This window comes from Colwellia aquaemaris (genome assembly GCF_057548755.1).
In genome coordinates, this window is sequence record NZ_BAAJLV010000005.1 from 1 (window position 1) to 19,882 (window position 19,882).

Annotated in this window: 21 protein-coding genes and 1 pseudogene; 14 read left to right on the plus strand and 8 right to left on the minus strand. The window is 36.4% G+C overall.

The window, feature by feature from the left end:
- The first annotated feature begins 728 nt into the window (after nucleotides 1–728).
- From AC27HL_RS14190 to AC27HL_RS14220, 7 genes are all read left to right on the plus strand, one after another.
- A protein-coding gene (locus AC27HL_RS14190) for an IS3 family transposase (RefSeq protein ID WP_487081715.1) occupies nucleotides 729–1,918 on the plus strand; the annotation gives its coding sequence in 2 pieces (ribosomal slippage) (nucleotides 729–996 and nucleotides 996–1,918; 1,191 coding nt in all).
- Nucleotides 1,919–1,933: 15 nt separating this feature from the next.
- Nucleotides 1,934–2,167, plus strand: coding sequence for a hypothetical protein (locus AC27HL_RS14195; protein ID WP_487081944.1), 234 nt, complete (start codon nucleotides 1,934–1,936; stop codon nucleotides 2,165–2,167).
- 117 nt (nucleotides 2,168–2,284) lie between these two features.
- Entirely contained in the window at nucleotides 2,285–2,701 is a 417-nt protein-coding gene (locus tag AC27HL_RS14200; protein ID WP_487081716.1) for a DUF3995 domain-containing protein, read from the plus strand.
- Between the two features lie 74 nt (nucleotides 2,702–2,775).
- On the plus strand, nucleotides 2,776–3,351 hold the full coding sequence (locus AC27HL_RS14205; protein WP_487081717.1) for a helix-turn-helix domain-containing protein: 576 nt from the start codon (nucleotides 2,776–2,778) through the stop codon (nucleotides 3,349–3,351).
- 93 nt (nucleotides 3,352–3,444) lie between these two features.
- Entirely contained in the window at nucleotides 3,445–3,873 is a 429-nt protein-coding gene (locus tag AC27HL_RS14210) for a DUF4396 domain-containing protein (protein WP_487081718.1), read from the plus strand.
- 710 nt (nucleotides 3,874–4,583) lie between these two features.
- Complete coding sequence (locus AC27HL_RS14215) at nucleotides 4,584–5,297, plus strand: hypothetical protein (protein ID WP_487081719.1); 714 nt, start codon at nucleotides 4,584–4,586, stop codon at nucleotides 5,295–5,297.
- A gap of 147 nt (nucleotides 5,298–5,444) precedes the next feature.
- Nucleotides 5,445–7,268, plus strand: coding sequence for a DUF885 domain-containing protein (locus AC27HL_RS14220; RefSeq protein WP_487081720.1), 1,824 nt, complete (start codon nucleotides 5,445–5,447; stop codon nucleotides 7,266–7,268).
- A gap of 49 nt (nucleotides 7,269–7,317) precedes the next feature.
- Here the strand turns inward: AC27HL_RS14220 and AC27HL_RS14225 are convergent, their stop codons facing one another.
- Complete coding sequence (locus tag AC27HL_RS14225; RefSeq protein WP_487081721.1) at nucleotides 7,318–7,986, minus strand: substrate-binding periplasmic protein; 669 nt, start codon at nucleotides 7,984–7,986, stop codon at nucleotides 7,318–7,320.
- Nucleotides 7,987–8,350: 364 nt separating this feature from the next.
- On the opposite strand from AC27HL_RS14225, the gene AC27HL_RS14230 reads away from it, so the two are divergent.
- Together AC27HL_RS14230 and AC27HL_RS14235 are read left to right on the plus strand one after the other, a co-directional pair.
- Entirely contained in the window at nucleotides 8,351–8,758 is a 408-nt protein-coding gene (locus AC27HL_RS14230) for a hypothetical protein (protein ID WP_487081722.1), read from the plus strand.
- 255 nt (nucleotides 8,759–9,013) lie between these two features.
- Nucleotides 9,014–9,280 (plus strand): S24/S26 family peptidase, encoded by a 267-nt coding sequence (locus AC27HL_RS14235; RefSeq protein WP_487081723.1) that lies wholly within the window; start codon nucleotides 9,014–9,016, stop codon nucleotides 9,278–9,280.
- Between the two features lie 9 nt (nucleotides 9,281–9,289).
- Here AC27HL_RS14235 and AC27HL_RS14240 read toward each other — a convergent pair whose 3' ends face one another.
- From AC27HL_RS14240 to AC27HL_RS14250, 3 genes and pseudogenes are all read right to left on the minus strand, one after another.
- A complete protein-coding gene (locus AC27HL_RS14240) occupies nucleotides 9,290–9,799 on the minus strand; it encodes a hypothetical protein (RefSeq protein ID WP_487081724.1) in 510 nt (169 codons plus the stop codon).
- A gap of 318 nt (nucleotides 9,800–10,117) precedes the next feature.
- A complete protein-coding gene (locus AC27HL_RS14245) occupies nucleotides 10,118–10,684 on the minus strand; it encodes a methyl-accepting chemotaxis protein (RefSeq protein ID WP_487081945.1) in 567 nt (188 codons plus the stop codon).
- Nucleotides 10,658–11,416 (minus strand): annotated as a pseudogene (locus AC27HL_RS14250) (PAS domain-containing protein); the annotation flags it as partial. The gene AC27HL_RS14245 and the pseudogene AC27HL_RS14250, both read right to left, overlap by 27 nt.
- 242 nt (nucleotides 11,417–11,658) lie before the next feature.
- Here AC27HL_RS14250 and AC27HL_RS14255 point away from each other — a divergent pair.
- A complete protein-coding gene (locus AC27HL_RS14255) occupies nucleotides 11,659–12,030 on the plus strand; it encodes a Rieske 2Fe-2S domain-containing protein (RefSeq protein ID WP_487081725.1) in 372 nt (123 codons plus the stop codon).
- A gap of 98 nt (nucleotides 12,031–12,128) precedes the next feature.
- Here the strand turns inward: AC27HL_RS14255 and AC27HL_RS14260 are convergent, their stop codons facing one another.
- Complete coding sequence (locus tag AC27HL_RS14260; RefSeq protein WP_487081726.1) at nucleotides 12,129–12,746, minus strand: paraquat-inducible protein A; 618 nt, start codon at nucleotides 12,744–12,746, stop codon at nucleotides 12,129–12,131.
- Nucleotides 12,747–13,075: 329 nt separating this feature from the next.
- On the opposite strand from AC27HL_RS14260, the gene AC27HL_RS14265 reads away from it, so the two are divergent.
- Nucleotides 13,076–13,258: a hypothetical protein gene (locus AC27HL_RS14265; RefSeq protein ID WP_487081727.1), complete on the plus strand. Its 183-nt coding sequence runs from the start codon at nucleotides 13,076–13,078 to the stop codon at nucleotides 13,256–13,258.
- A gap of 116 nt (nucleotides 13,259–13,374) precedes the next feature.
- Nucleotides 13,375–14,121: a DUF1835 domain-containing protein gene (locus AC27HL_RS14270; protein ID WP_487081728.1), complete on the plus strand. Its 747-nt coding sequence runs from the start codon at nucleotides 13,375–13,377 to the stop codon at nucleotides 14,119–14,121.
- A 33-nt stretch (nucleotides 14,122–14,154) separates the two neighbouring features.
- On the opposite strand, the gene yfbR is transcribed toward AC27HL_RS14270, so the two are convergent.
- Together yfbR and AC27HL_RS14280 are read right to left on the minus strand one after the other, a co-directional pair.
- Nucleotides 14,155–14,763, minus strand: a complete 609-nt coding sequence (gene yfbR / locus AC27HL_RS14275) for a 5'-deoxynucleotidase (RefSeq protein WP_487081729.1) — start codon at nucleotides 14,761–14,763, stop codon at nucleotides 14,155–14,157.
- A 55-nt stretch (nucleotides 14,764–14,818) separates the two neighbouring features.
- Nucleotides 14,819–16,033, minus strand: a complete 1,215-nt coding sequence (locus AC27HL_RS14280; RefSeq protein ID WP_487081730.1) for a pyridoxal phosphate-dependent aminotransferase — start codon at nucleotides 16,031–16,033, stop codon at nucleotides 14,819–14,821.
- A gap of 229 nt (nucleotides 16,034–16,262) precedes the next feature.
- Here AC27HL_RS14280 and AC27HL_RS14285 point away from each other — a divergent pair, with 229 nt between their 5' ends.
- Together AC27HL_RS14285 and AC27HL_RS14290 are read left to right on the plus strand one after the other, a co-directional pair.
- Nucleotides 16,263–16,853 carry a hypothetical protein gene (locus AC27HL_RS14285; protein ID WP_487081731.1) on the plus strand — a complete coding sequence of 197 codons (591 nt, stop codon included), beginning with the start codon at nucleotides 16,263–16,265 and terminating at the stop codon, nucleotides 16,851–16,853.
- 151 nt (nucleotides 16,854–17,004) lie between these two features.
- Nucleotides 17,005–18,114 (plus strand): ABC transporter substrate-binding protein, encoded by a 1,110-nt coding sequence (locus tag AC27HL_RS14290; RefSeq protein WP_487081732.1) that lies wholly within the window; start codon nucleotides 17,005–17,007, stop codon nucleotides 18,112–18,114.
- Between the two features lie 44 nt (nucleotides 18,115–18,158).
- Here AC27HL_RS14290 and AC27HL_RS14295 read toward each other — a convergent pair whose 3' ends face one another.
- Complete coding sequence (locus AC27HL_RS14295; RefSeq protein ID WP_487081733.1) at nucleotides 18,159–19,871, minus strand: proline--tRNA ligase; 1,713 nt, start codon at nucleotides 19,869–19,871, stop codon at nucleotides 18,159–18,161.
- Between the last annotated feature and the right edge of the window lie 11 nt (nucleotides 19,872–19,882).

A 19,882-nucleotide genomic window follows, 5' to 3' on the forward strand; every position in this document is an offset into this window, starting at 1 on the left:
ATATAACAAGCCAATCAAGTCGGACGTATAACAGTTGGCTGCGTTCACTTCGTTCACAATTATAGCCAACTATTATCCGCCGCTTATTGGGGCGTTATATGCTTTAAAGAATTACGTTTTAGAGCAAGAGATCTTTAACGTAGTGTTTTTCGCTAAAACTGTTTAGTGTATGCACTAATAAACTTTGTTGTTATTCCTTTTTCAAAGGCAACAAAGTTATTAATTTAGTTCGGCCAGTTGTGCTTAACGCTCAAAAGTTCATGGTTGGTCGTTTTATAACGGGTGCCTTAAAGTGCTAGCAGTGTTTGTTTTAAATTGCGCTGCATATAACAAGCAATTCAAGCGGGACTTTTTAAAGTTTGCCTAGTTTCGCTGCGCTACACATTTTGGCAAACTATTAAAAAGCCCCTTAATATGGGCGTTATGCGCCTAAAGTCGGGTGAGTTCAAAAATTAAGGGTCGATGTGGCAAACGAGCAATATAAAGCACAAAAAAATCACTACAGTTTAGCAAAAAGAAAATTGATAAAGCTGGGAGAGATATTCGTCACGCTACAATTGGTGATGAACGGACAGCTGCTATTAAGAAGATTCAAAATTTTCGAGAGTACCATTTATACCCTTTAATGCTTTTAAAGAATCACCTTGCTCGTACTGTAGTGGCATACTGAATTTGGCCACCTAAATAGAGATGTTATCATGCATCTCATAACTACTTAGGTGATACAAATGGCAATAAGAAAAAGACCAACTTACGCTCCAGAATTTAAATTAGAAACAGCCCAATTAGTTGTAGATGAAGGCTACTCCCAAGCAGAAGCTGCCAAAGCAATGAATGTTGGTAAATCAACAATCAGCAAGTGGGTAAATCAGTTACAAGAAGAACGAGCTGGTAAGGCTCCCAAAGCTTCACCTATGACACCTGAGCAAATTGAAATACGTGAGTTAAAGAAAAAAATTGAACGTATTGAATTAGAAAAGGAAATTCTAAAAAAGGCTACGGCTCTGTTGATGTCAGACTCCCTGAACAATTCGAATTAATCGAAAAACTCAATCAGAGCAATAAAACTAGGTATCACATAAAAACCTTGTGTGATGTTTTTGGGGTTCATCGCAGTAGCTATAAATACTGGCGTGTGCGGGATAAGACCATTTCGCCAGACAAGCTACGTTTATTAAGTGAAGTTAAACAGATTCACAGTGAAAGCAATGGCTTTGCGGGAGCTAGAACGATAGCAGATATAGCAACAAATAGAGGCCTTCATTTAAGTAGATATCGAGCAACTAAGCTAATGAGGCAACTTGAGTTAGTGAGTTGCCAAATGCCAAAACATAGCTATAGGAACGGTGCTAAGGAGCATGTTGAGTTCCCTAACTTACTTGATAGGCAGTTTGATGTAGTTGAACCAAATACTGTTTGGTGTGGCGATGTGACTTATATCTGGACAGGTAATCGATGGGCTTATTTAGCTGTAGTTATTGACTTATTTGCACGCAAGCCAGTTGGTTGGGCTATGTCATTGTCACCGGACAGTGCATTAACTTGTAAGGCTTTAATGATGGCTTACGAAAGTCGAGGCAAACCAACTGGGGTTACCTTTCATTCGGATCAAGGTAGTCACTATACTAGTCGAAAATTCAGACAAATCATTTGGCGGTATCAGTTAACGCAAAGCATGAGCCGTCGTGGAAACTGTTGGGATAATTCGCCAATGGAACGCTTTTTCAGAAGTTTAAAGACCGAATGGATACCAACAACAGGCTATAGTAATTTTACTCAAGCCAAACAGGAAATCACTGATTACATTATTGGATATTACAGCCAGACTAGACCGCATCGTTATAATGCTGGTTTAAGTCCAAATGAGTCAGAGAAAAGGTACTGGGAAGAATACAAAACTGTAGCCAAAATTAGTTGATCACTACACTACAGTATTGATTGTGCAAGCAAACAGCAAGTTACTAACATTCTTAGTAGTGCCACCAAACAAGGCTTTGAAGACGATTACGTTTCATACTCTGAGAAAAATAAAGTTTGGTCTACAAGTCTCAGTAAATCATTAAAGTTAAATATAAATGATATTTCACTTTATCGAAGTAAGCTAATTCCACTAATGCCAGCTAAAGGCTGTAAACCTATTGGTTGGGGCGCTTCAGTGGTAAAGTAATATAACAAGCAGTTCTAGCGGGACTTTTTACAGTTTGCTCAGTTTCGCTCCGCTACATATTTTAGCCAACTACAATTTGCCCCTTAACAGGGCGTTATGTACCTTTAGAGGATAGTCATGTTTACGTTATCTATTATTGTTTTTGTCATTATGTTAATAGCTTCTGTACTTCATTTTTATTGGGCTTTTGGCGGTATGTATGGATTGAGGTCTGCAGGTCCCGATTTAGAAAATGGAAAAGATTTTGTTCCTAGTAGTTGGTTAATATTTATTGTGGCAACCTTGCTACTTGGTCTTGCTGTATTATCTATTCAACTGATATCTCCTATCGAACAGCTAAAGGGCTATGTTCACTATCTTGGCTTTTTCGTGTCTTTTGTTTTGGTAGTTAGATCCATAGGTGACTTTAAATATGTCGGCTTTTTTAAAAAAGTGTATAACAGTAATTTTGCTACGTTAGATACTAAATATTTTTCACCAATAATTTTATTTTTGGGTATTTCATACGGATTACTTTCGGCGTCAGGTACATAACAAGCAATAAAAAAACCTTAACAGGGCGTTATGTACCATGGGCTGAACCCTCAAACTCTGGAGTTGATTTATAGTTGAAAATTTATATTAAAAATATGGTTTGTGAACGTTGTTGCTTAGCCGTTTCAAACACTCTTGAAAATATTGATGTGCGCTATGAATCAGTTAGCTTAGGTGAAATCGATTTTGCTGATATATACGGTAAAGAATTGCCTTCTGACTTATATATTAAACTAAGAACCGAATTAGAGAATTTAGGGTTTCTAATCCTAAACAATAAAAAAAGTAAATTGATTGAAAGTGTTAAGATTATTTGTCTGGAATACATAGATAATATTGAAAGCCTAAACGGTCAAAAACTATCTAACTACTTAAGTGAAAGAACCCAATTAGAATACAACTATGTAAGCAATATTTTTTCAGCTGTTGAAGGGGGTTCCATTGAAAAGTACTTTATTCGGTTGCGTATCGAAAAAGTTAAAGAGTTATTAGTTTATGCCGAAATGTCTACGGGAGAAATATCTTTTCATTTAGGTTTTAGTAATGTCGCTCACTTGAGCACTCAATTTAAAAAGCAAACAGGGTTAACTCCTGGTCACTTTCGAAAGTTAAAAAATGAAAAATTGAGAGTTCCCCTTGATAATCTGTAAATTATATAAGATTTAACATAAAACATATAATAGGGTTTCGGTACTTCAGTATTAACATTTACCAAGTGATTAACATTAAACTTGGAATGACTTATGAATATTACTTGGAAGAACAAAAAGAATTGGATAAAAAGCGCGCATAATACTAAATGGTGCATAATAGGTTGTGCTATTGGTGATTTTGGTACTATTGCATACTTTCAATTTACAGAACATAGTTTATCAACGTTAGCGGTAATGCTGTTAGCAATGTTCAATGGCCTAATAACTAGCGTCATTTTAGAGACATTTATTCTATGTAGAGCAAAGTTTAAGTTTATTGATGCGTTAAAAGTTGCTCTAGGGATGAGTTTTATCTCAATGGTAGCAATGGAAGCCGCTATGAATCTAACAGATTATATTTTAACAGGTGGAGCCATACTTACATGGTGGGTTATACCTATTTCTCTTCTTGCTGGTTTTTTAACGCCGTGGCCATATAATTATTGGCGATTACAAAAGCACGGAAAATGCTGTCATTAATTAAAATAAACAGGCATATACCAAGCCAATTAAGTCGGGCACCTAACGGTTGCTTAGGTTCCTCTTCGCTACATAAGTTATGGACTTTATAAATTTTGATAGATAAAGATAATTTGAAATTGTGAATACGCCAAAAAACTTTCGAGAAAGTAAATATTTGAATGAAACAGGTGCCAAGACGGGAAACTGGTATTTGAATAGGCTTGACTATTTTCAATTTCATGAATATCCAGAATACAAAAAGCACAAGTATATTTGTGCTCTAGCAACCATGTTATTCTATTGTTTGAGTATAAAGTTTATCTTATCCAGTTTTATTTTATCTTTGCCTTTTATATATTTAAGTTATTTTACGTCAAGAACTTTATATATGTTACATACAAAAGTATGCCGTTATAATGGCTATTTTCTTTACCCTTCAAATATAGTTAATTTCTTGAGAGCGCGAGAAGTTGAAACTGATTTAAATGACTTTGACTCTATTGCAACAATGAGTAAAAAATAGATTCATGTTATTTGTGCTGTTCAAGCAAGGAAAATGAAAGCATTAAGGTTTTTTATTACACGAGTTTAGTGAAATCCATTTAACTTCACTTTATTTCTCTTTCTACTTTGTATTCAAAGTAACTCATATGCGATTTAAATCAACTCAATATTTACTGGACTGTTTTATTATTTGTAATAAGTGCTGATAGCTTGGACAGTAAGAGATGATGACAGATAAAGAAATATTTAAAAATAAGATGCTAAGTGGCATATTTTTATTGCTAGCCACATTGGCAATATTTTTAATTGCAACAGTAATTGAGCATTGGTTAAAGAGCTATGATTTATCGTCAATGTATATCTCATTTTGTTCAGGGTTCATTTTATTTACCCCTTTAGTTAGCTTAACCTTACACCCTTTGTTATTTAAAAGTGTCGAAGACAAGTTACATAAGAAATCGGCGTTAATTGTCAATGTCGGCCTGGTATTGATAGTACAAAGTTTGTTTTTTCTTATCTGGATCACAGATGCTGTCGCAATTTATAGCATTTATGTTGATTCAAATTCATTTCTTGCCAAAGCATTTAACATTACCAGTAATAAAAGCGGTAATTTTAGCCAAGAATTTTATTGGGTAAATTTATTGCTGGCCTGGTTATTCGCCTATTTGTCAGTGGTTGTTGGTTTACTACCATGTTTAATTGCTCGTTTAAAAAACTTAGGTGTTGTTGGCAATTTTGTTTCGGCATTTCAGTTTGCTAAAACAAACAAGTTATCAATAGCCATTTACTCGTTTAGTTTGGCTATTTCTGCGGTAATGCCTTTAATGTATAGCCGCTATTTGTTTATTGTTATTTTTCCACTTGTCCTAGTATGGATTTTTATTAACATTGCCAATGACTATTTAGCACACCATCCGTTAAAACGGTCAATCTAGTGCGGTTAACCGCACTTACTTAGCTAAAATACCTGTTTTCTTTTACTTGTTGTTATGAGTTTGTTAACGTCAACCTAATAACAACAATGTTACATAATTAAGTTTATGATTTTAATAGCTTAAAAAAGGTAACTGAATGAGGGAATTATGGTTAAAAAAATATTTAAATGGCTGGGCATTGTACTATTAACGATTATTGTTGTTGGTGGTAGCTTTGCGACTTATGAGTGGCATGCAGATAAACCTTTTAGGTTTCGTTCATATGTTGACAGAGAAGTATTAAAAATGGCATTTGAGAGCCCTGAAACGTTAACATCTTTAGGCTTTCTTGAGTCGATAGGTATTACTGGACATAACGCAGAGCTTGATGATGCAAGCCTCGAAAAAGCTGATGAATTATTTGTTAAGCTAAAAGAGGTGCATAAAACTATGCAGTCTTATGATGATGAGAGCTTAAGTGAAGCAGATCGTCTTTCAAAAGAAATTGCAATGTACTTATTAAATTTTGCCAAAAACTCCGAACAATTTCGATATCATAATTATCCGGTAAATCAATTATTCGGTATTCAAAATGGCTATCCAAGCTTTATGGAAGCTCAGCATCAAATTAAAAGTGCAGAGGATGTTGAAAACTATTTATCACGTTTAATGCTGGTAAAGCGAAAATTTGATCAAGAACTTGAAGGAATAAAGTTGAGAGAGGAAAAAGGAATTATTCCTCCTGCGTTTGTTATTGAGCGTGTGTTAGAAGAAATGACCAGCTTTGTTAATAAGCCAATCGAAGAAAATATTCTTTATAGTTCATTAGCTAAAAAAATGACGGAAAGTAGTGATATTTCCACCCAACAACAGACTGAATTTTTAGCAAAAGCTAAAACGAATATTGCTGACTACGTACATCCTGCATATCAGGCGTTGATAGATTATTTTACTAAGCTTAAAACAAAAGCAACTGATGACGATGGCTTTTGGAGACTGCCAAATGGTGAACAAGCGTATGCCAGTGCCTTGCAGTTTTTTACCACCACAGATTACAGCCCACAATACATTCATGAAGTTGGCTTAAAAGAAGTTGCTCGTATTCAATCAGAAATAATGGCGATTCTTGAATCGCAAAATTATGATGTGTCGAATGGCTTTACCTTTGCAATTGATGCTTTAGCGGCAGAGGAAAACTTTTACTACGAAGACAGTGATGAGGGCCGAGCGCAAATATTAAAAGATTATCAAACCATTCTAGATGAGATAGATGTTGGTTTAGATTCAGCTTTTAGAATTCGCCCTAAGGCAGGAATGGAGGTTGTTAGAATTCCTGAATTTAAAGAGAAAACGGCTCCTGGTGCTTATTATCAACAACCTGCGATTGACGGTAGCCGACCGGGACGATTTTTTGCCAATTTATATGATATTAAAGCTACACCAAAATATTCAATGAGAACGCTAGCATATCATGAAGGGATCCCAGGTCATCACTTCCAAATTGCCGTGGCAATGGAGTTAGAAGGCTTGCCTTTGTTTAGAATGTTTTCGCCGTTTACTGCCTATGTAGAAGGTTGGGCTTTATATAGTGAGTATCTTGCTTGGGAAATGGGCTTTCAAGATGATCCATTTGATAATATAGGTCGACTTCAAGCTGAATTATTCAGAGCGGTACGCTTAGTGGTTGATACGGGAATTCATTATAAAAAATGGACTCGAGAGCAAGCCATTGATTACATGAAGGCTAATACTGGTATGGCACAAACAGACGTAGTTTCTGAAATTGAGCGTTATATCGTCATGCCAGGTCAAGCTACCTCATACAAGGTTGGCATGATGAAAATTTTAGCATTACGAGAGAAAGCTAAAATAGCACTAGGTGATAAGTTTGATTTAAGAGATTTTCATGACGTAGTTCTGAAAAATGGCGCTGTGCCGCTTGATATTTTAGAGCGTTTTGTTGATGCTTATATTGAGAATACAAATAGTTAGCTGACTCATTTGTTATATGAAAAGGGCCATCTTGGCCCTTTTTTGTTAATTAAACTTTAGTTGAATTAACACAATGTTTGAGCTGTTGTTGATAAAGTCGATGGATAAGATCTATCTGATAAACATCTTTAACCGCTTTTACCAGTAGAGGCTTTATCTGTTGAAACTGAGATTTTTTAGACAAATGTAGTCCCCATTCTTTATGCCCAAGCTGGTAGGCATGGTTTAACAGGCTTTTGTTAATATTGCTTTGTTGAAATGCGTAATCGAGACCAACTTTAGAGCCTATTACCGCATCTACCCGTTTATGCTTGAACATGTTAATGGCTTGCTGATAACTGTCGACACTGATTTTATTTAATGCTTGGTCGTTGTCGAATTTTGGCTCAAATTGAGCATTTCTGATCACCGCAATATTATTAAGTGATGTTAAATCTTGATATTTTTTAATGGGCTTGTTTTTTTGGCTAATTATAATTATTTCTGAATGGGATACTGGCCCAATATAGTCGACATATTCTTCAATGGAATTGTTTTTAAAAATAAGTGCTATGTCTAATTGGGCACTTTTTATTGAGTGTAAAATCCTTGCGTAGGGGTAGTTAATTAATTCAACGTCTACATTTAGTTTTTTAAAGATATTTTGCAATGCCATCATACTAGCGCCTTGGCATTGGGACATACCAACAAATGAATTAAAAGGAGCAAATGATGGCACACTCGCTTTAATTTTGTTGTTTGCGCTTAGCTTGAAACTAGCGCATATCAGTAATACACAACAAGTACCAAGTGCTTTGTAACTAGGGAAGTATGTCAAGTTTTTAAACGTTGCGGAATAATTTCATATTATAGTCTGCTATGTGTGGGATTTAAACCAATACATAGCAGCGATATTTGTCGTTTTATCGTGATTTATTATTCACTTGCTAGCGAAAGGGCAATATTAATGTCGATAAAGTGAAGAAATTTATCGTAAGGTTCGTTTATATAAAGCGAATAACACACTTGCTAATGCAAATGATAATGGTTATTATTTATGGTGTTGGAATATTGCGAGGTAGATTATGCATTGGCAACTTTTGATGAGAAAAGGAAATGGTTGTTTTGAAGCGCAGCAATGGACAAAAGCGGAATTGTACTATAAATCAGCTTTTAGTCAGTTAGAGGGGCGCTGGTTACAAGGAAAAGAGAGCGAGTCGTTATTAATGGCATGGATATGTGCTTGTCAAAATCTAGCGACTTTATTTGAAACTCAGGGTGAATACCAGAACTCAATTGGCTATTTGGTTAAGGCATATCAAGAAGCTTTTCGAATCAGCCAAAATAGTGCTGCGAGTAGTTCTTTACGTGGCATAGCATTTGGTGCTTTGGGTACTACGCTACAGGCAATAATGTATTTTGCTCAGAAATATCCAACCTGTGAGCATTGTTTAAAACAGTTACAAAATTTACAACAAACCATAGAGTGTCAAGTTGATATTATTCATTAAGTGCATACAAATTTTATCAGGCTAATGCTTGGTGTATGTTTAGTTAATTATATGATGTTAAGAAAAATTGGAGTTTAAAATGTTATACCGTCTTATTAAAAAGTTAGATAGCGTTTTTGAATTTTCACAAGCGAACGCGATTTCTCAGGAAATTAAGCAAAATAAATCAATGGCCTCAAATTAGCCTTATAGCTTTGCTATACCAGGAGAAAGAATATGTTTGGGTTTACCTTTTATAAGATTAAAGGTGATAGCATGTCACCAAAAATTCCAAATGAAAGCTATGTTTTGTCATGTAGTTGGTTCAAAAATTTGTTTCTAGCTGAGGGCAAAAAAATACTCGTACAACATCAACAATATGGTTTAATTGTTAAAACAGTCGCCTTAGTAGATCACAATGGCTTTATATGGGTTAAAGGCGAAAACATGCAAAGTATTTCCGTTGAGCAATTAGGACCAATAAGTACTAAGCAGGTGATTGGCCGAGTTCTTAGCGTCTTTTCTCAACCAAAGTCTGAGTAATTGTCGCTACTAGTTTTGTTCATTAGTTTTAGTATTAGTTTGAAAAGTTTGTGTTGCCACTTTTTTATTTTCTATACTTTCAGTTATTAGTTCTTCACGCATTTTTTCTAATTGTTCGATAGCCTTTTGCTTCTCTTCGGGGCTCATATTTTCATTTTTAGCAATTTCTTCCATCATAGCTTCAAGCTCGGCTAGTTGTTCGCGATCAACACCTAAACGTTTGTCTAAAATAGATTGCATCATGTTACGGAACGTATCGTCTTGTGTTGTTGAATTGTCTATCGCGTTGCTTTGGTTAGCGGCAAGTAATGAGCTAGCTGTGGCTGGTTTAATATATGTTGGCGGTGTTTGATGAACATTATTACCAGCTATTTTTGCAATCGCAGCATCTGATAGTGTTAATGTGTCGGTAGTAGAGACGTAACCATTTGATTTAGGTGTGTTATCAAAGTGCACTTGTTGAGCACTATTGGCTTTAGCTTCCTGTACGTGTGCGGTGTAATTGGTGTTGATCATCATAATGAAAATCCCTTGTCATTTAAAATGCCTGCGTATACAAGAGCACATTGAGCCCCTTGCGTTATACGTTACTAGAGCAGGTAACGTGCCAAATTAAAACATAGGCTTTTGCTTAGGGTTTTTCTGACTAAATAGCGAATGAAAGGCGTTATAAAATTTAAGGCAAGAAAACGCATTGCTGAGTTTTTAAAAAGCGGTATAGTTTTGCCGTTTATGCCAAGTTATTAAGGCTAATTTTTGCCTTAATAACTAAGTTGGATATATTGATTTTAATGAGTAATGCCAAGCTTAAATACATCTATGCTTGGCATTAATTTGCTATGCTTTAGATAAACCGGCGACGGTATTAGATACGTTAGTTGCACCAGACTGAATTTTTACCATTACTTCGGCAACTTCAGATATTTGAATTTTTCCTTTTTCAACAAAACTTGATACCGCATTCATGCCATCTTGTACATTAGTTGTTACTTCTTGGTTATCAGATACGACTGTGGCTATTTCATTGGTTGACTGACTTGTTCTAGAGGCCAATTGTCTGACTTCGTCTGCGACAACGGCAAAACCTCTACCTTGTTCGCCAGCTCTTGCCGCTTCAATAGCTGCGTTTAGGGCAAGTAAGTTGGTTTGATCGGCAATGCCTTTAATTGTTGATACTATAGCTTGAATGTTATCTGACTGCTCATTAAGCCTATTGATTTGCATTGTTGTTTCGCTGGCTTTTTCTGATATTTCATTTGATATTTTAACGGAAGAATTAAGTAAGCTTGATGCTTGTTCGGTAATTTTAACTGTTTCTATAGAGGTGTCATAGGCAACAACGGATGCTTCATTAACTAATGCTTCACGCGCTATATTTTCAGTGATGTCACTGGCAAATTTAATTACTTTTACTACGTTATTCTTTTCATCAAAAATTGGGTTATAGGTTGCTTCTAACCATAGCTCGTTGCCATGTTTGTCTTTGCGGGGAAACTGGCCGCTTTTAAATTGCCCTTGTTGTAAGTCTTGCCAAAATGTAGGGTTTTGTTGGTAAAACTCGCTATTACAGAATATTTTATGGTGCTTGCCTTTAATGCTGGCTAAGTCATATTTTACCGCATCGGTAAAATTGCTATTTGCGGAAATAATCTCGCCACTTGGTGTAAATTCAATGATGGCTAAAGAGCGGTTTAAAGCGTCGTAAATTGACTGTTGAGCAGTTGCTGTTAGCTTGATTTCGGTAACATCGCTGGCAATTTTCATTACTTTGATGACTTGCCCGTTATCAACTATTGGAAAATATGTGGCCTCTAGCCAGATAACGTCGCCTTTTTTATTCTTTCGTTCAAAAGTGCCTTTATTTGCTATGCCATTGCGTAGCTGTTGCCAAAATTCTTTGTATTCGGAAGAGCTGGCATATTCATCACTACACATAACTGAATGATGTTGGCCAATAACTTCAGATTTGCTATAACCGGCTATCGCTAAGAAAAGTTCATTGGTGTCTAAAATTGTTCCATCAGGTGAGAATTCAATGGTCGCAACATTACTTTTTATGGAGTTAATAATAGCGTTAGACTCTTTTAGTAGATTTTGAGTTTGTTTTAATTCTGTTTTTATTTTTGTATTGAACATATTTCACCTTATATTATTGACGTTTAGTACCGTTAACGAGCACGATATGTAACTTATATTTTTTACTGAACGCTTAAATAAATTTAACGAACACGGGGAAAACGAAAGTCCTTTAAAAGCAGTATAGCGGGTATTTTTTATTTGTTTTAAAACATGAATAATTAATGGCTTATATTCATTTTTTAGTGACTTGTTAATTGCCGTTAGTATAATTTGTCAAAAATAATAGAGTGTATTGCTAAATGACGACATTAAATAAAAAGGCATATTTTCCGGCTGGAGGGAAAGCTGATAAAGAGGTGGAAATTACCCATATTTCCTACACCGATAGAGCCGATGTAATATTCGGTCGTACAACATTACCTTTGTCGACTCGGGAAACCGACGTGGTTATTTATAGTCAGTTGCTAGAGAATGGCACGATGGAATATCGTACTGTTTCAGCTAAATGCCCACATCAAGGTGCTGATATTCGACAAGATGAACTAAAAGCCGATGGTAATGTTTATTGTTCTTTACATCGTCGACCTATTTGTATTTTTAGTGAATACAATTATGCTTTTTTAGTGCAAAAAAGAGCTGATAAGTTTTTTATCATAAAGTCAGAGAATTAATTCTTTGATTAAGTGGCTTTGGAATCGCTTTGTGTATTCAATAAAAAAGACTTAAGGTGTGTTTAAAGCCAGTAATAATATACTGGCTTTACGAGATATTAATTTGCTTGCTTAACGGCTAGTTCGTTTGCTGCATCTGTAGGACTAACTTTAAGGCTAGGCGACATGCTACTGTGACTAATGGTTGAGCCCAATAATGACAATAAACAATAACCAGTAAAGTAATAAAAGCCAGCGCCAAGCGTTGATAATGTTTCACTGCTTACCAGCAAATCTAATTTAAAGCCAAACAGGGCTAATTGCTGCTGTGTCGCGGTTTCTGCATGATTTGTTGATAATACCGCAAGAAAGATAGCAACAACAAAAACATCCGCCATTGACCATTTGCCAATTTGGCTAATAAATTGATAAATTTTTGCTTCTAATCGAGTGTTCTTTTTTGCATATGCAATACTGAGTAAGGTAAATTTAACAACTGGGATACAGATTGAAAAAACAAAAATAAGTGAAGCGACAAGTATTCGTTCGTCTTGCCAGAGTTCTTGAACCGTTTGTAGTAGCGATAAGTTTTTATCAATTAAGGTATTACTTAATTGAGCACCACTGACGTTTGCGGTCATTGCCATATTTAATGAAAACATGGGCAGTAAAATACCCGGTATAAATAGTACGATAGCAATGAGATTTATTAAAAAGCCGATATGTTTTCTTATCATTGTTTTGAAATTCCTAGATAATATAATGCCTTATTACTGATGTAATAATTGAGTTGATAATAGTTTAACGGGCAATTAAGCTTCGAGATACATTTAGCTCAAAATTAGTTTAGCAGTATGCCTTAGGGTAGAGACTTTGCGAATAGCTACTTAAACTGCTTTGCAAAATGCAAAGTTGTTAAGTTTTTTTCTTTTAATATCATAGGTTGTAATTTATTTTTCATTTAAAATCAAATAGTTGTTTTGATGTTTTTTATTGGCTTAAGGTTTGCAATAAGTCAAGTAAGCACGGGAATATGCTTACAAATAATATTTGATGAGGAAAAATTATGGCTAGTATTAATGAATTTCAAAATACCGAAGACTTAACACAATATCATGAAAGTTTACGTGCAAATTGTCGGGGCGATAATCAACAATTAGCTGACACATTAAGCTATGCGCTGCAACATGCCTCAAAAACTGATAAGCAAAATGACGCGTCATTTGGTTTTGTATTAGGCTATAACTAAGTTGCCGTGGTAACCATGCTATCAGCAGCACTATTTATAACCAATATATGCCCTTGCATATATTGGTTAAATTATTTTTAATAGAGACAAATAGTTAGGTGAAATAAGGTAAGTAAGTGAAAGCGGTACATATTCTTAATGGTGATTCATTAAAGAGCCAGCTGCAAAGCGTTTTAAAAGCAGAGCTTATTATTGCCCGTGAATGTTTAATTGATGGCAATGTTCAAGGTAACACATCAACAGAGTTCTATCGTAATAGGGCGAATTTTATTGCCGGATATGAAGGTTGTCGCTGTGAAGACTACTATCAAAAAACTGTCCCTGAACTTAATAAAATAAATACGCTGAGCCCTGGATGCGAAGTAACATGTTGGTTTGAAGATGATTTATTTTGCCAAGCTAATTTTTGGTATGTGATTCACTTACTCTCAAAGCATAAAAAACTGGGCAAAGTGTTTTTAGTGCGCCCTAATGAAGGTAATGAATACAGTTTTGCGAATATGACTGCGCAAGAATTGACTCATGCCTGTGCTAAACGTCAATTACTCAGTCCATCAGATATTTTATTATTGGCAGAATTATGGCCACTGTTTCAGCAAAACAACATTAACGGTATGTTAAGCTGTGCTAGCAAACTTGACGAACGTTTTCCATTTCTATTGCCTGCAATTGAGGCGCAACAAAGACGTACACCTGATGAGTCGGGCTTAGGTTATCCGGAGCGAGTATTATTAGCGCTTGTAGATGAGTTAAACAGCAAAGAATTCCCGGTTGTTTTCCGGGAATTTTCAAAACGCATGGCAATATATAGTTTTGGAGATTTGCAAGTAAAACGTATGTTTGATCGGGTAATTAAAAGCTAATACTGCAAATAGTTGAGTTTACATTGGTGAATATTACGAGTCTTTAGCTAGGTCTTCACTAAGCTTGTCAACTGTCGCGGAACAGGCTTTTAAAAATATCTGCATAAAATAGGCGACTTCAGGCATTTGTTGTTTAAGGGTTGCGAGTTTTCGCTCTAATCGCTCTTTGACATGATCAAATTCATGATTTTGATGGTTTAATTCGTCTAAGGCCTTAATGTAAGCCACTAAAATATCGGCTGCTTTAACAATTTGTTTGTACTCTTCTTCAACATGATCTTGCACTATGATGTCTTCAAAAAGCTCTTGGAACTCTTCAGGTAGCGACGCTAAACATTGTTTTTCAGCTAAGTATTCTATTTTTTTAAATTCACGAGCAATTTCAGCATTTGCGTATTTTGTTGGGCTTACAATATCGCCAAAGCGGGTTTCGCTTGCCTCATGATAAAGGGCAATAGTGGCAACACGATCCGCGTTGATATTTCCCGCATATTTTTTATTTTTAATCACAGCGAGTAGGTGGGCAACAATAGCGACTTGGTGCGAATGTTCGGCAACATTTTCTGGCTTCACACAAAACATTAAAGCCCAGCGCTTAATAAGTGGCATGCGAAACATCCAAGCTAAAAATGTACTTTGCATAGGCTTATCCTTTGTTTTTTATGTGGCAAACCATTACAAATGGTGAGCTTTGGCGTTATTGTTGATAGCTTTGAAAAAAGTTAGCTAGCCTTTCTAACGCGGGTTTTAATTCGTCAACATGCGGCAAAAATACTAAACGAAAATAATTTTTTTGCTTGATATTAAACGCTCGACCATGAACTAACAGTATTTTTTCTTGCTTTAATAAGTCTAGAACCATTTTTTCATCATCGTGAATATTGAATTTTTCTTGATCAACTTTGACAAACAAGTATAACGCCCCCATTGCCGGGTGACATGACAAACCATCAATAGCATTGATCATCTCATAAGCCATATCGCGCTGTTTTAATAAGCGCCCATCACCATTAATTAATTCATTAATGCTTTGATAACCACCTAGTGCAGTTTGGATAGCATGTTGGCATGGTACATTGGCGCATAACCGCATTGAAGATAAAATATTCAAACCTTCTAAGTAGTCTTCAGCATGGAGTTTAGGGCCAGTTATTACCATCCATCCAGCTCGAAAACCGGCAATACGGTAATTTTTAGACAAGCCACCCATAGTAATAATAAGAACATCGCTAGCCAATGTCGCGGTTGGAATATGTTGCGCTTGTTCATACAATATTTTGTCGTAAATTTCGTCACTGAAAATAATTAAATTGTGCTGGCGCGCTAGCTCAACTATTCCCGTTAATATTTCTTTACTGTACACAGCTCCAGTAGGATTGTTTGGGTTGATCAACACAATTGCTTTAGTTTTTTCGGTGATTTTGCTCGCCATGTCATCTAAGTCAGGAAACCAAAAATTTTCGTCATCACAAATATAATGCACTGGCTTACCGCCTGATAATGCAACCGCTGCTGTCCAAAGCGGATAATCTGGTGCAGGAATTAGCACCTCATCTTCATTATTTAACAACCCTTGCATGGCCATAACGATAAGCTCACTGACACCATTACCAATGAAAATGTCATCGACGCTAACATCTAAAATACCTTGTTGCTGGAAATACTGCATTACGGCAACGCGGGCAGGGTAAATGCCTTTAGATTCACAGTAGCCTTGTGCCGTTGGCAAGTTATGAATAACGTCTTTTAATATATCGTCGGGCGCATCAAAACCAAATGGGGCAGGGTTACCAATATTTAGTTTTAAAATTTTATGACCTTCATCCTCCAAACGTTTGGCTTCTGCAGCCACTTGTCCGCGAATTTCGTAGCAAACATTTTTTAATTTAGAAGATTTATTGATCGTTTTCATAATGGCGGTCTTTATTAGGGAAAATTAACATTGTTGTAAAGCGTTTAACCATTGTTGCTAATATTTCTTAACTTTGAAATAGTTACTTGCAAATTTTTTATAGTAAATTTCTTATTTTTACGCCAACTTGTTATTAAGCACTGAAATTAAGTTGTGCTGGTTGCTATCGACTATAATTAATTGAATACCAAAACCCATAACCCATAACCTGAGTATAAGGAGTTAATTTATGCCGTTACCTTTGTTGTGGATAGGTGCTGCGGCTGCATCAGCATTGGCAGTAAAAGGGCTAGCTGATGATAGAAAAGCTCAGCAACGAAAACGCTTTAATAGCGCTAGAGTACAAAAATTGAGTGATTTAGCTGAACACGAAAGCCCAGTGGCCACGTATCCAACTGACATTTTTGACACTGAACAACTCGTGTTGCCAGAAGTAGGCGCCATTGTATGTTGCGGTATTGGCGGAGTTTTAGACCATACCGGTATTTGGGTTGGTGATAACACGATTATTGAACTCGATGGCAATGGCTTGATCAAGCCAGTTTCGCCAAGGCGATTTACTGATGACCGATCAGGTAAAGGCATATTTATAGCGTGTGATTCATTAGCAAGGCCTTTAATAAGTGAATCGGCAGCCAATATGGCAATAGCGCAAATATATCAACAACGCGATTATCATCTTTTTGATAATAACTGCCATCAATTTATTTGGCAGTGTTTTCAACCTAATGCGAAAGGTATTACCACTTTTAAATCTTTATCAGTTAATATTGCCCAATTATTTGATAAGGTAGTGTATTGGGACTTGTGTGATTGTTAGTATCGTTAACAGTATTTTTAATTCAAGGTTAACTAGCGTTTATTAATTATGAACGTAAGTTATACGTTCCCGTATATTCGTTGCAGTAATATTAGCTTAGAAGGATTTAGCACTATTGAAATAATGGCTTTAAGTGAGTATTTGTTGTTTTATGTGTAAAAAATATCTCGTTAGTTTCTTTTTCTATTTGCTTTGCCATTGGCCCGCTGTTGCTGATACTCAGAGCTTAAAAGTAATTTTCTTAAACCCCGGACATCCAGATAAAAACGTAACAGGTAGCTTTTGGTCGAACGTTAGTTTGTTTATGCAATCGGCTGCCGATGATTTAAATATTGAATTGATCACCATTTATGGGATGCGAAATCATGTATTAACAAAATCACTCGCTGACGAAGTAGCTGCCCAGTCACCTGACTATATTATTTTGGTTAATGAAAAAGGCACAGGTTTACCTTTAGTGAAGTCGTTAGCAGCTTATAATATCCCTGTTTTTATGTTGTTAAATACCTTTGACAAGCAAGAGTTGGCGCAACTTTCAAGCGCTGAAAAGGCAATGATCATAGGTAGTATTGTACCTAACAATATGGCTGTTGGAGAAAATTTAGCCAGTGATTTATTTAAATTGTATAGTGAATATTCCCCACACCTAGCAACAGAAAAACAGATTAATTTACTGGCATTAGAGGGAGATCATAAAACTCCTGCGGCTAAACAACGAACTGCAGGTCTTGAAAGCTTTTTGAAAAATAATGCCAAAATCACAAGAATTGATAGTACGGTTGCAAATTGGTCGAAACAGCAAGCATATCAAAAAGTGCGTGGTATTATACAACGTAAACGAATTGATATGATTTGGGCGGCAAATGATGCCATGGCATATGGCGCAAAGCAGGCCGTAGTGGAAGCTGAGCTTAAATATCCCGTTGTTATTGGTGGAGTTAACTGGGACATTGACGAACCCTCAGCTAGCCTTGATATTTCCTATGGCGGCCATGTTACTTTAGGTGCGTATGCTTTGGTGATGTTAAATGATATTGAACGTAATTTAATATTGCCTGATGAGCGCTATCGCGTCATTGATATTTTTGAGTCTAGCCAACGTACATTCTATTTGCCTTTTAAACAACATTTGCTAGAGCAAAAATTGACAGATTTTAATTTTTCAATTTTTAGCTTAGAACATGAAAACAGTCATGTTTTTTCATTGCAAAATTTATTAGACAGTAGACAACCTATAGCAACAGCCAATAAAAACGGTTAGGTAATTTCTTACCTAACCGTTTAAAGTCAGTTGGTTAATGATGTTTACTTAGAGAACAGTGACATTACTTTGTCGATGGCCAACATTGATTTTTCACCCGTTATGCGGTTTTTCACTTCAATTTCTTGCTGGTCTAAATTACGCTCTCCAACAATTAATAACAGTGGCGTACCAATTAATTCATGATCTGCAAACATTACACCAGGGCGTTCTTTTCTGTCGTCAAAAATCACTTCAATGCCAGCAGCTTGTAACTGTTCGTATAAGCCTTCCGCAGTTTCTTTAACGCGTGCAGACTTTGCCATATTCATAGGTACTATAGCAACTTGATATGGTGCTAATGCGGCAGGCCATTTAATACCGTATTTATCATGATTTTGTTCAATTGCCGCCGCGACAATACGCGAAACACCAATACCGTAACAACCCATAGTTAGCGTTTGGTTTTTACCAGCCTCTGTTAATACGCCACAATTCATCGCTTGTGCATACTTTTCACCAAGTTGGAAAATATGACCAACTTCAATACCGCGTTTAATCACTATTTTACCTTCACCACACGGGCTTGGGTCACCTTCGACAACATTACGTATGTCTTCAACATGATATTTTGTAGTATCTCGATCCCAGTTTACGCCTGTTAAATGAACGTCATCTTTGTTGGCGCCACAAACAAAATCGGCTAAATGAGCTGCGCTACGGTCAACGATGACGTCAATGTTTAGACCAACAGGGCCGATGGAGCCAGCATTGCAGGAAACAGCTGCTAAGATTTCTTCGTCGCTAGCAAAAGTTAGTGGCGATGCAACTTGCGCTAACTTTTCTGCTTTAATTTCATTTAACTGGTGATCGCCTCGTAAAACAAGGGCAATAATTGGACGCTCATTATTATCAGTGGCGACACCATGAACTAATAACGTTTTAACTGTGCTTTCTACGTTAATATTTAAAAAGTTAGTTAGCTCATCTATCGTGCGAACATTCGGTGTAGCAATTTCATTTAGGCTTTGTGTTGCCTGTGGGCGCTCACCCGTTGGCGCTAGTGCTTCGGCTTTTTCAATGTTGGCCGCAAAGTCACTAACATCACTAAATGCAATATCATCTTCTCCAGAGTCTGCTAGTACATGGAATTCATGTGAAGCATCACCGCCGATGGAGCCAGTGTCGGCAATAACAGGGCGGTAATCTAAACCTAGACGATCAAATATACGACAATAAGCGTCAAACATTACTTGGTAAGTTTTTGCTAAGCACTCGTGCCCTAAATGAAAGGAGTAGGCATCTTTCATCAAAAATTCACGGCCACGCATTACACCAAAACGTGGACGAATTTCATCGCGAAACTTAGTTTGAATTTGAAACATATTCAGTGGCAATTGTTTGTAGCTGCTGATTTCGTTACTGACAAGTTTAGTGATCACTTCTTCGTGTGTTGGGCCTAATACAAAAGGGCGCTTGTGACGATCGTTTAAACGCAATAATTCAGGACCGTAATCTTCCCAGCGCCCTGACTCTTGCCATAAGTCGGCAGGTTGTACCATAGGCATTAACACTTCTAAAGCGCCAGCACGCTCCATTTCTTCACGAACTATAGCTTCTACTTTACGCAGTACTTTTAAACCTGTCGGTAGCCAAGTATACAAACCTGATGCGACATTACGTACTAAACCGGCACGTAACATTAATTGATGGCTGATAACTTCAGCGCTAGCAGGGGTTTCTTTCAAAGTTGAAAGTAAATATTGGCTTGTACGCATTGAGAAAACAT

Coding starts and splice junctions, on each gene's coding strand:
- AC27HL_RS14200 (WP_487081716.1), top strand. CDS start 2,285: ATGTTTACGTTATCTATTATTGTTTTTGTCATTATGTTAATAGCTTCT.
- AC27HL_RS14210 (WP_487081718.1), top strand. CDS start 3,445: ATGAATATTACTTGGAAGAACAAAAAGAATTGGATAAAAAGCGCGCAT.
- AC27HL_RS14215 (WP_487081719.1), top strand. CDS start 4,584: ATGATGACAGATAAAGAAATATTTAAAAATAAGATGCTAAGTGGCATA.
- AC27HL_RS14220 (WP_487081720.1), top strand. CDS start 5,445: ATGGTTAAAAAAATATTTAAATGGCTGGGCATTGTACTATTAACGATT.
- AC27HL_RS14230 (WP_487081722.1), top strand. CDS start 8,351: ATGAGAAAAGGAAATGGTTGTTTTGAAGCGCAGCAATGGACAAAAGCG.
- AC27HL_RS14235 (WP_487081723.1), top strand. CDS start 9,014: ATGTCACCAAAAATTCCAAATGAAAGCTATGTTTTGTCATGTAGTTGG.
- AC27HL_RS14240 (WP_487081724.1), bottom strand. CDS start 9,799: ATGATGATCAACACCAATTACACCGCACACGTACAGGAAGCTAAAGCC.
- AC27HL_RS14255 (WP_487081725.1), top strand. CDS start 11,659: ATGACGACATTAAATAAAAAGGCATATTTTCCGGCTGGAGGGAAAGCT.
- AC27HL_RS14260 (WP_487081726.1), bottom strand. CDS start 12,746: ATGATAAGAAAACATATCGGCTTTTTAATAAATCTCATTGCTATCGTA.
- AC27HL_RS14265 (WP_487081727.1), top strand. CDS start 13,076: ATGGCTAGTATTAATGAATTTCAAAATACCGAAGACTTAACACAATAT.
- yfbR (WP_487081729.1), bottom strand. CDS start 14,763: ATGCAAAGTACATTTTTAGCTTGGATGTTTCGCATGCCACTTATTAAG.
- AC27HL_RS14280 (WP_487081730.1), bottom strand. CDS start 16,033: ATGAAAACGATCAATAAATCTTCTAAATTAAAAAATGTTTGCTACGAA.
- AC27HL_RS14285 (WP_487081731.1), top strand. CDS start 16,263: ATGCCGTTACCTTTGTTGTGGATAGGTGCTGCGGCTGCATCAGCATTG.
- AC27HL_RS14290 (WP_487081732.1), top strand. CDS start 17,005: ATGTGTAAAAAATATCTCGTTAGTTTCTTTTTCTATTTGCTTTGCCAT.
- AC27HL_RS14295 (WP_487081733.1), bottom strand. CDS start 19,871: ATGCGTACAAGCCAATATTTACTTTCAACTTTGAAAGAAACCCCTGCT.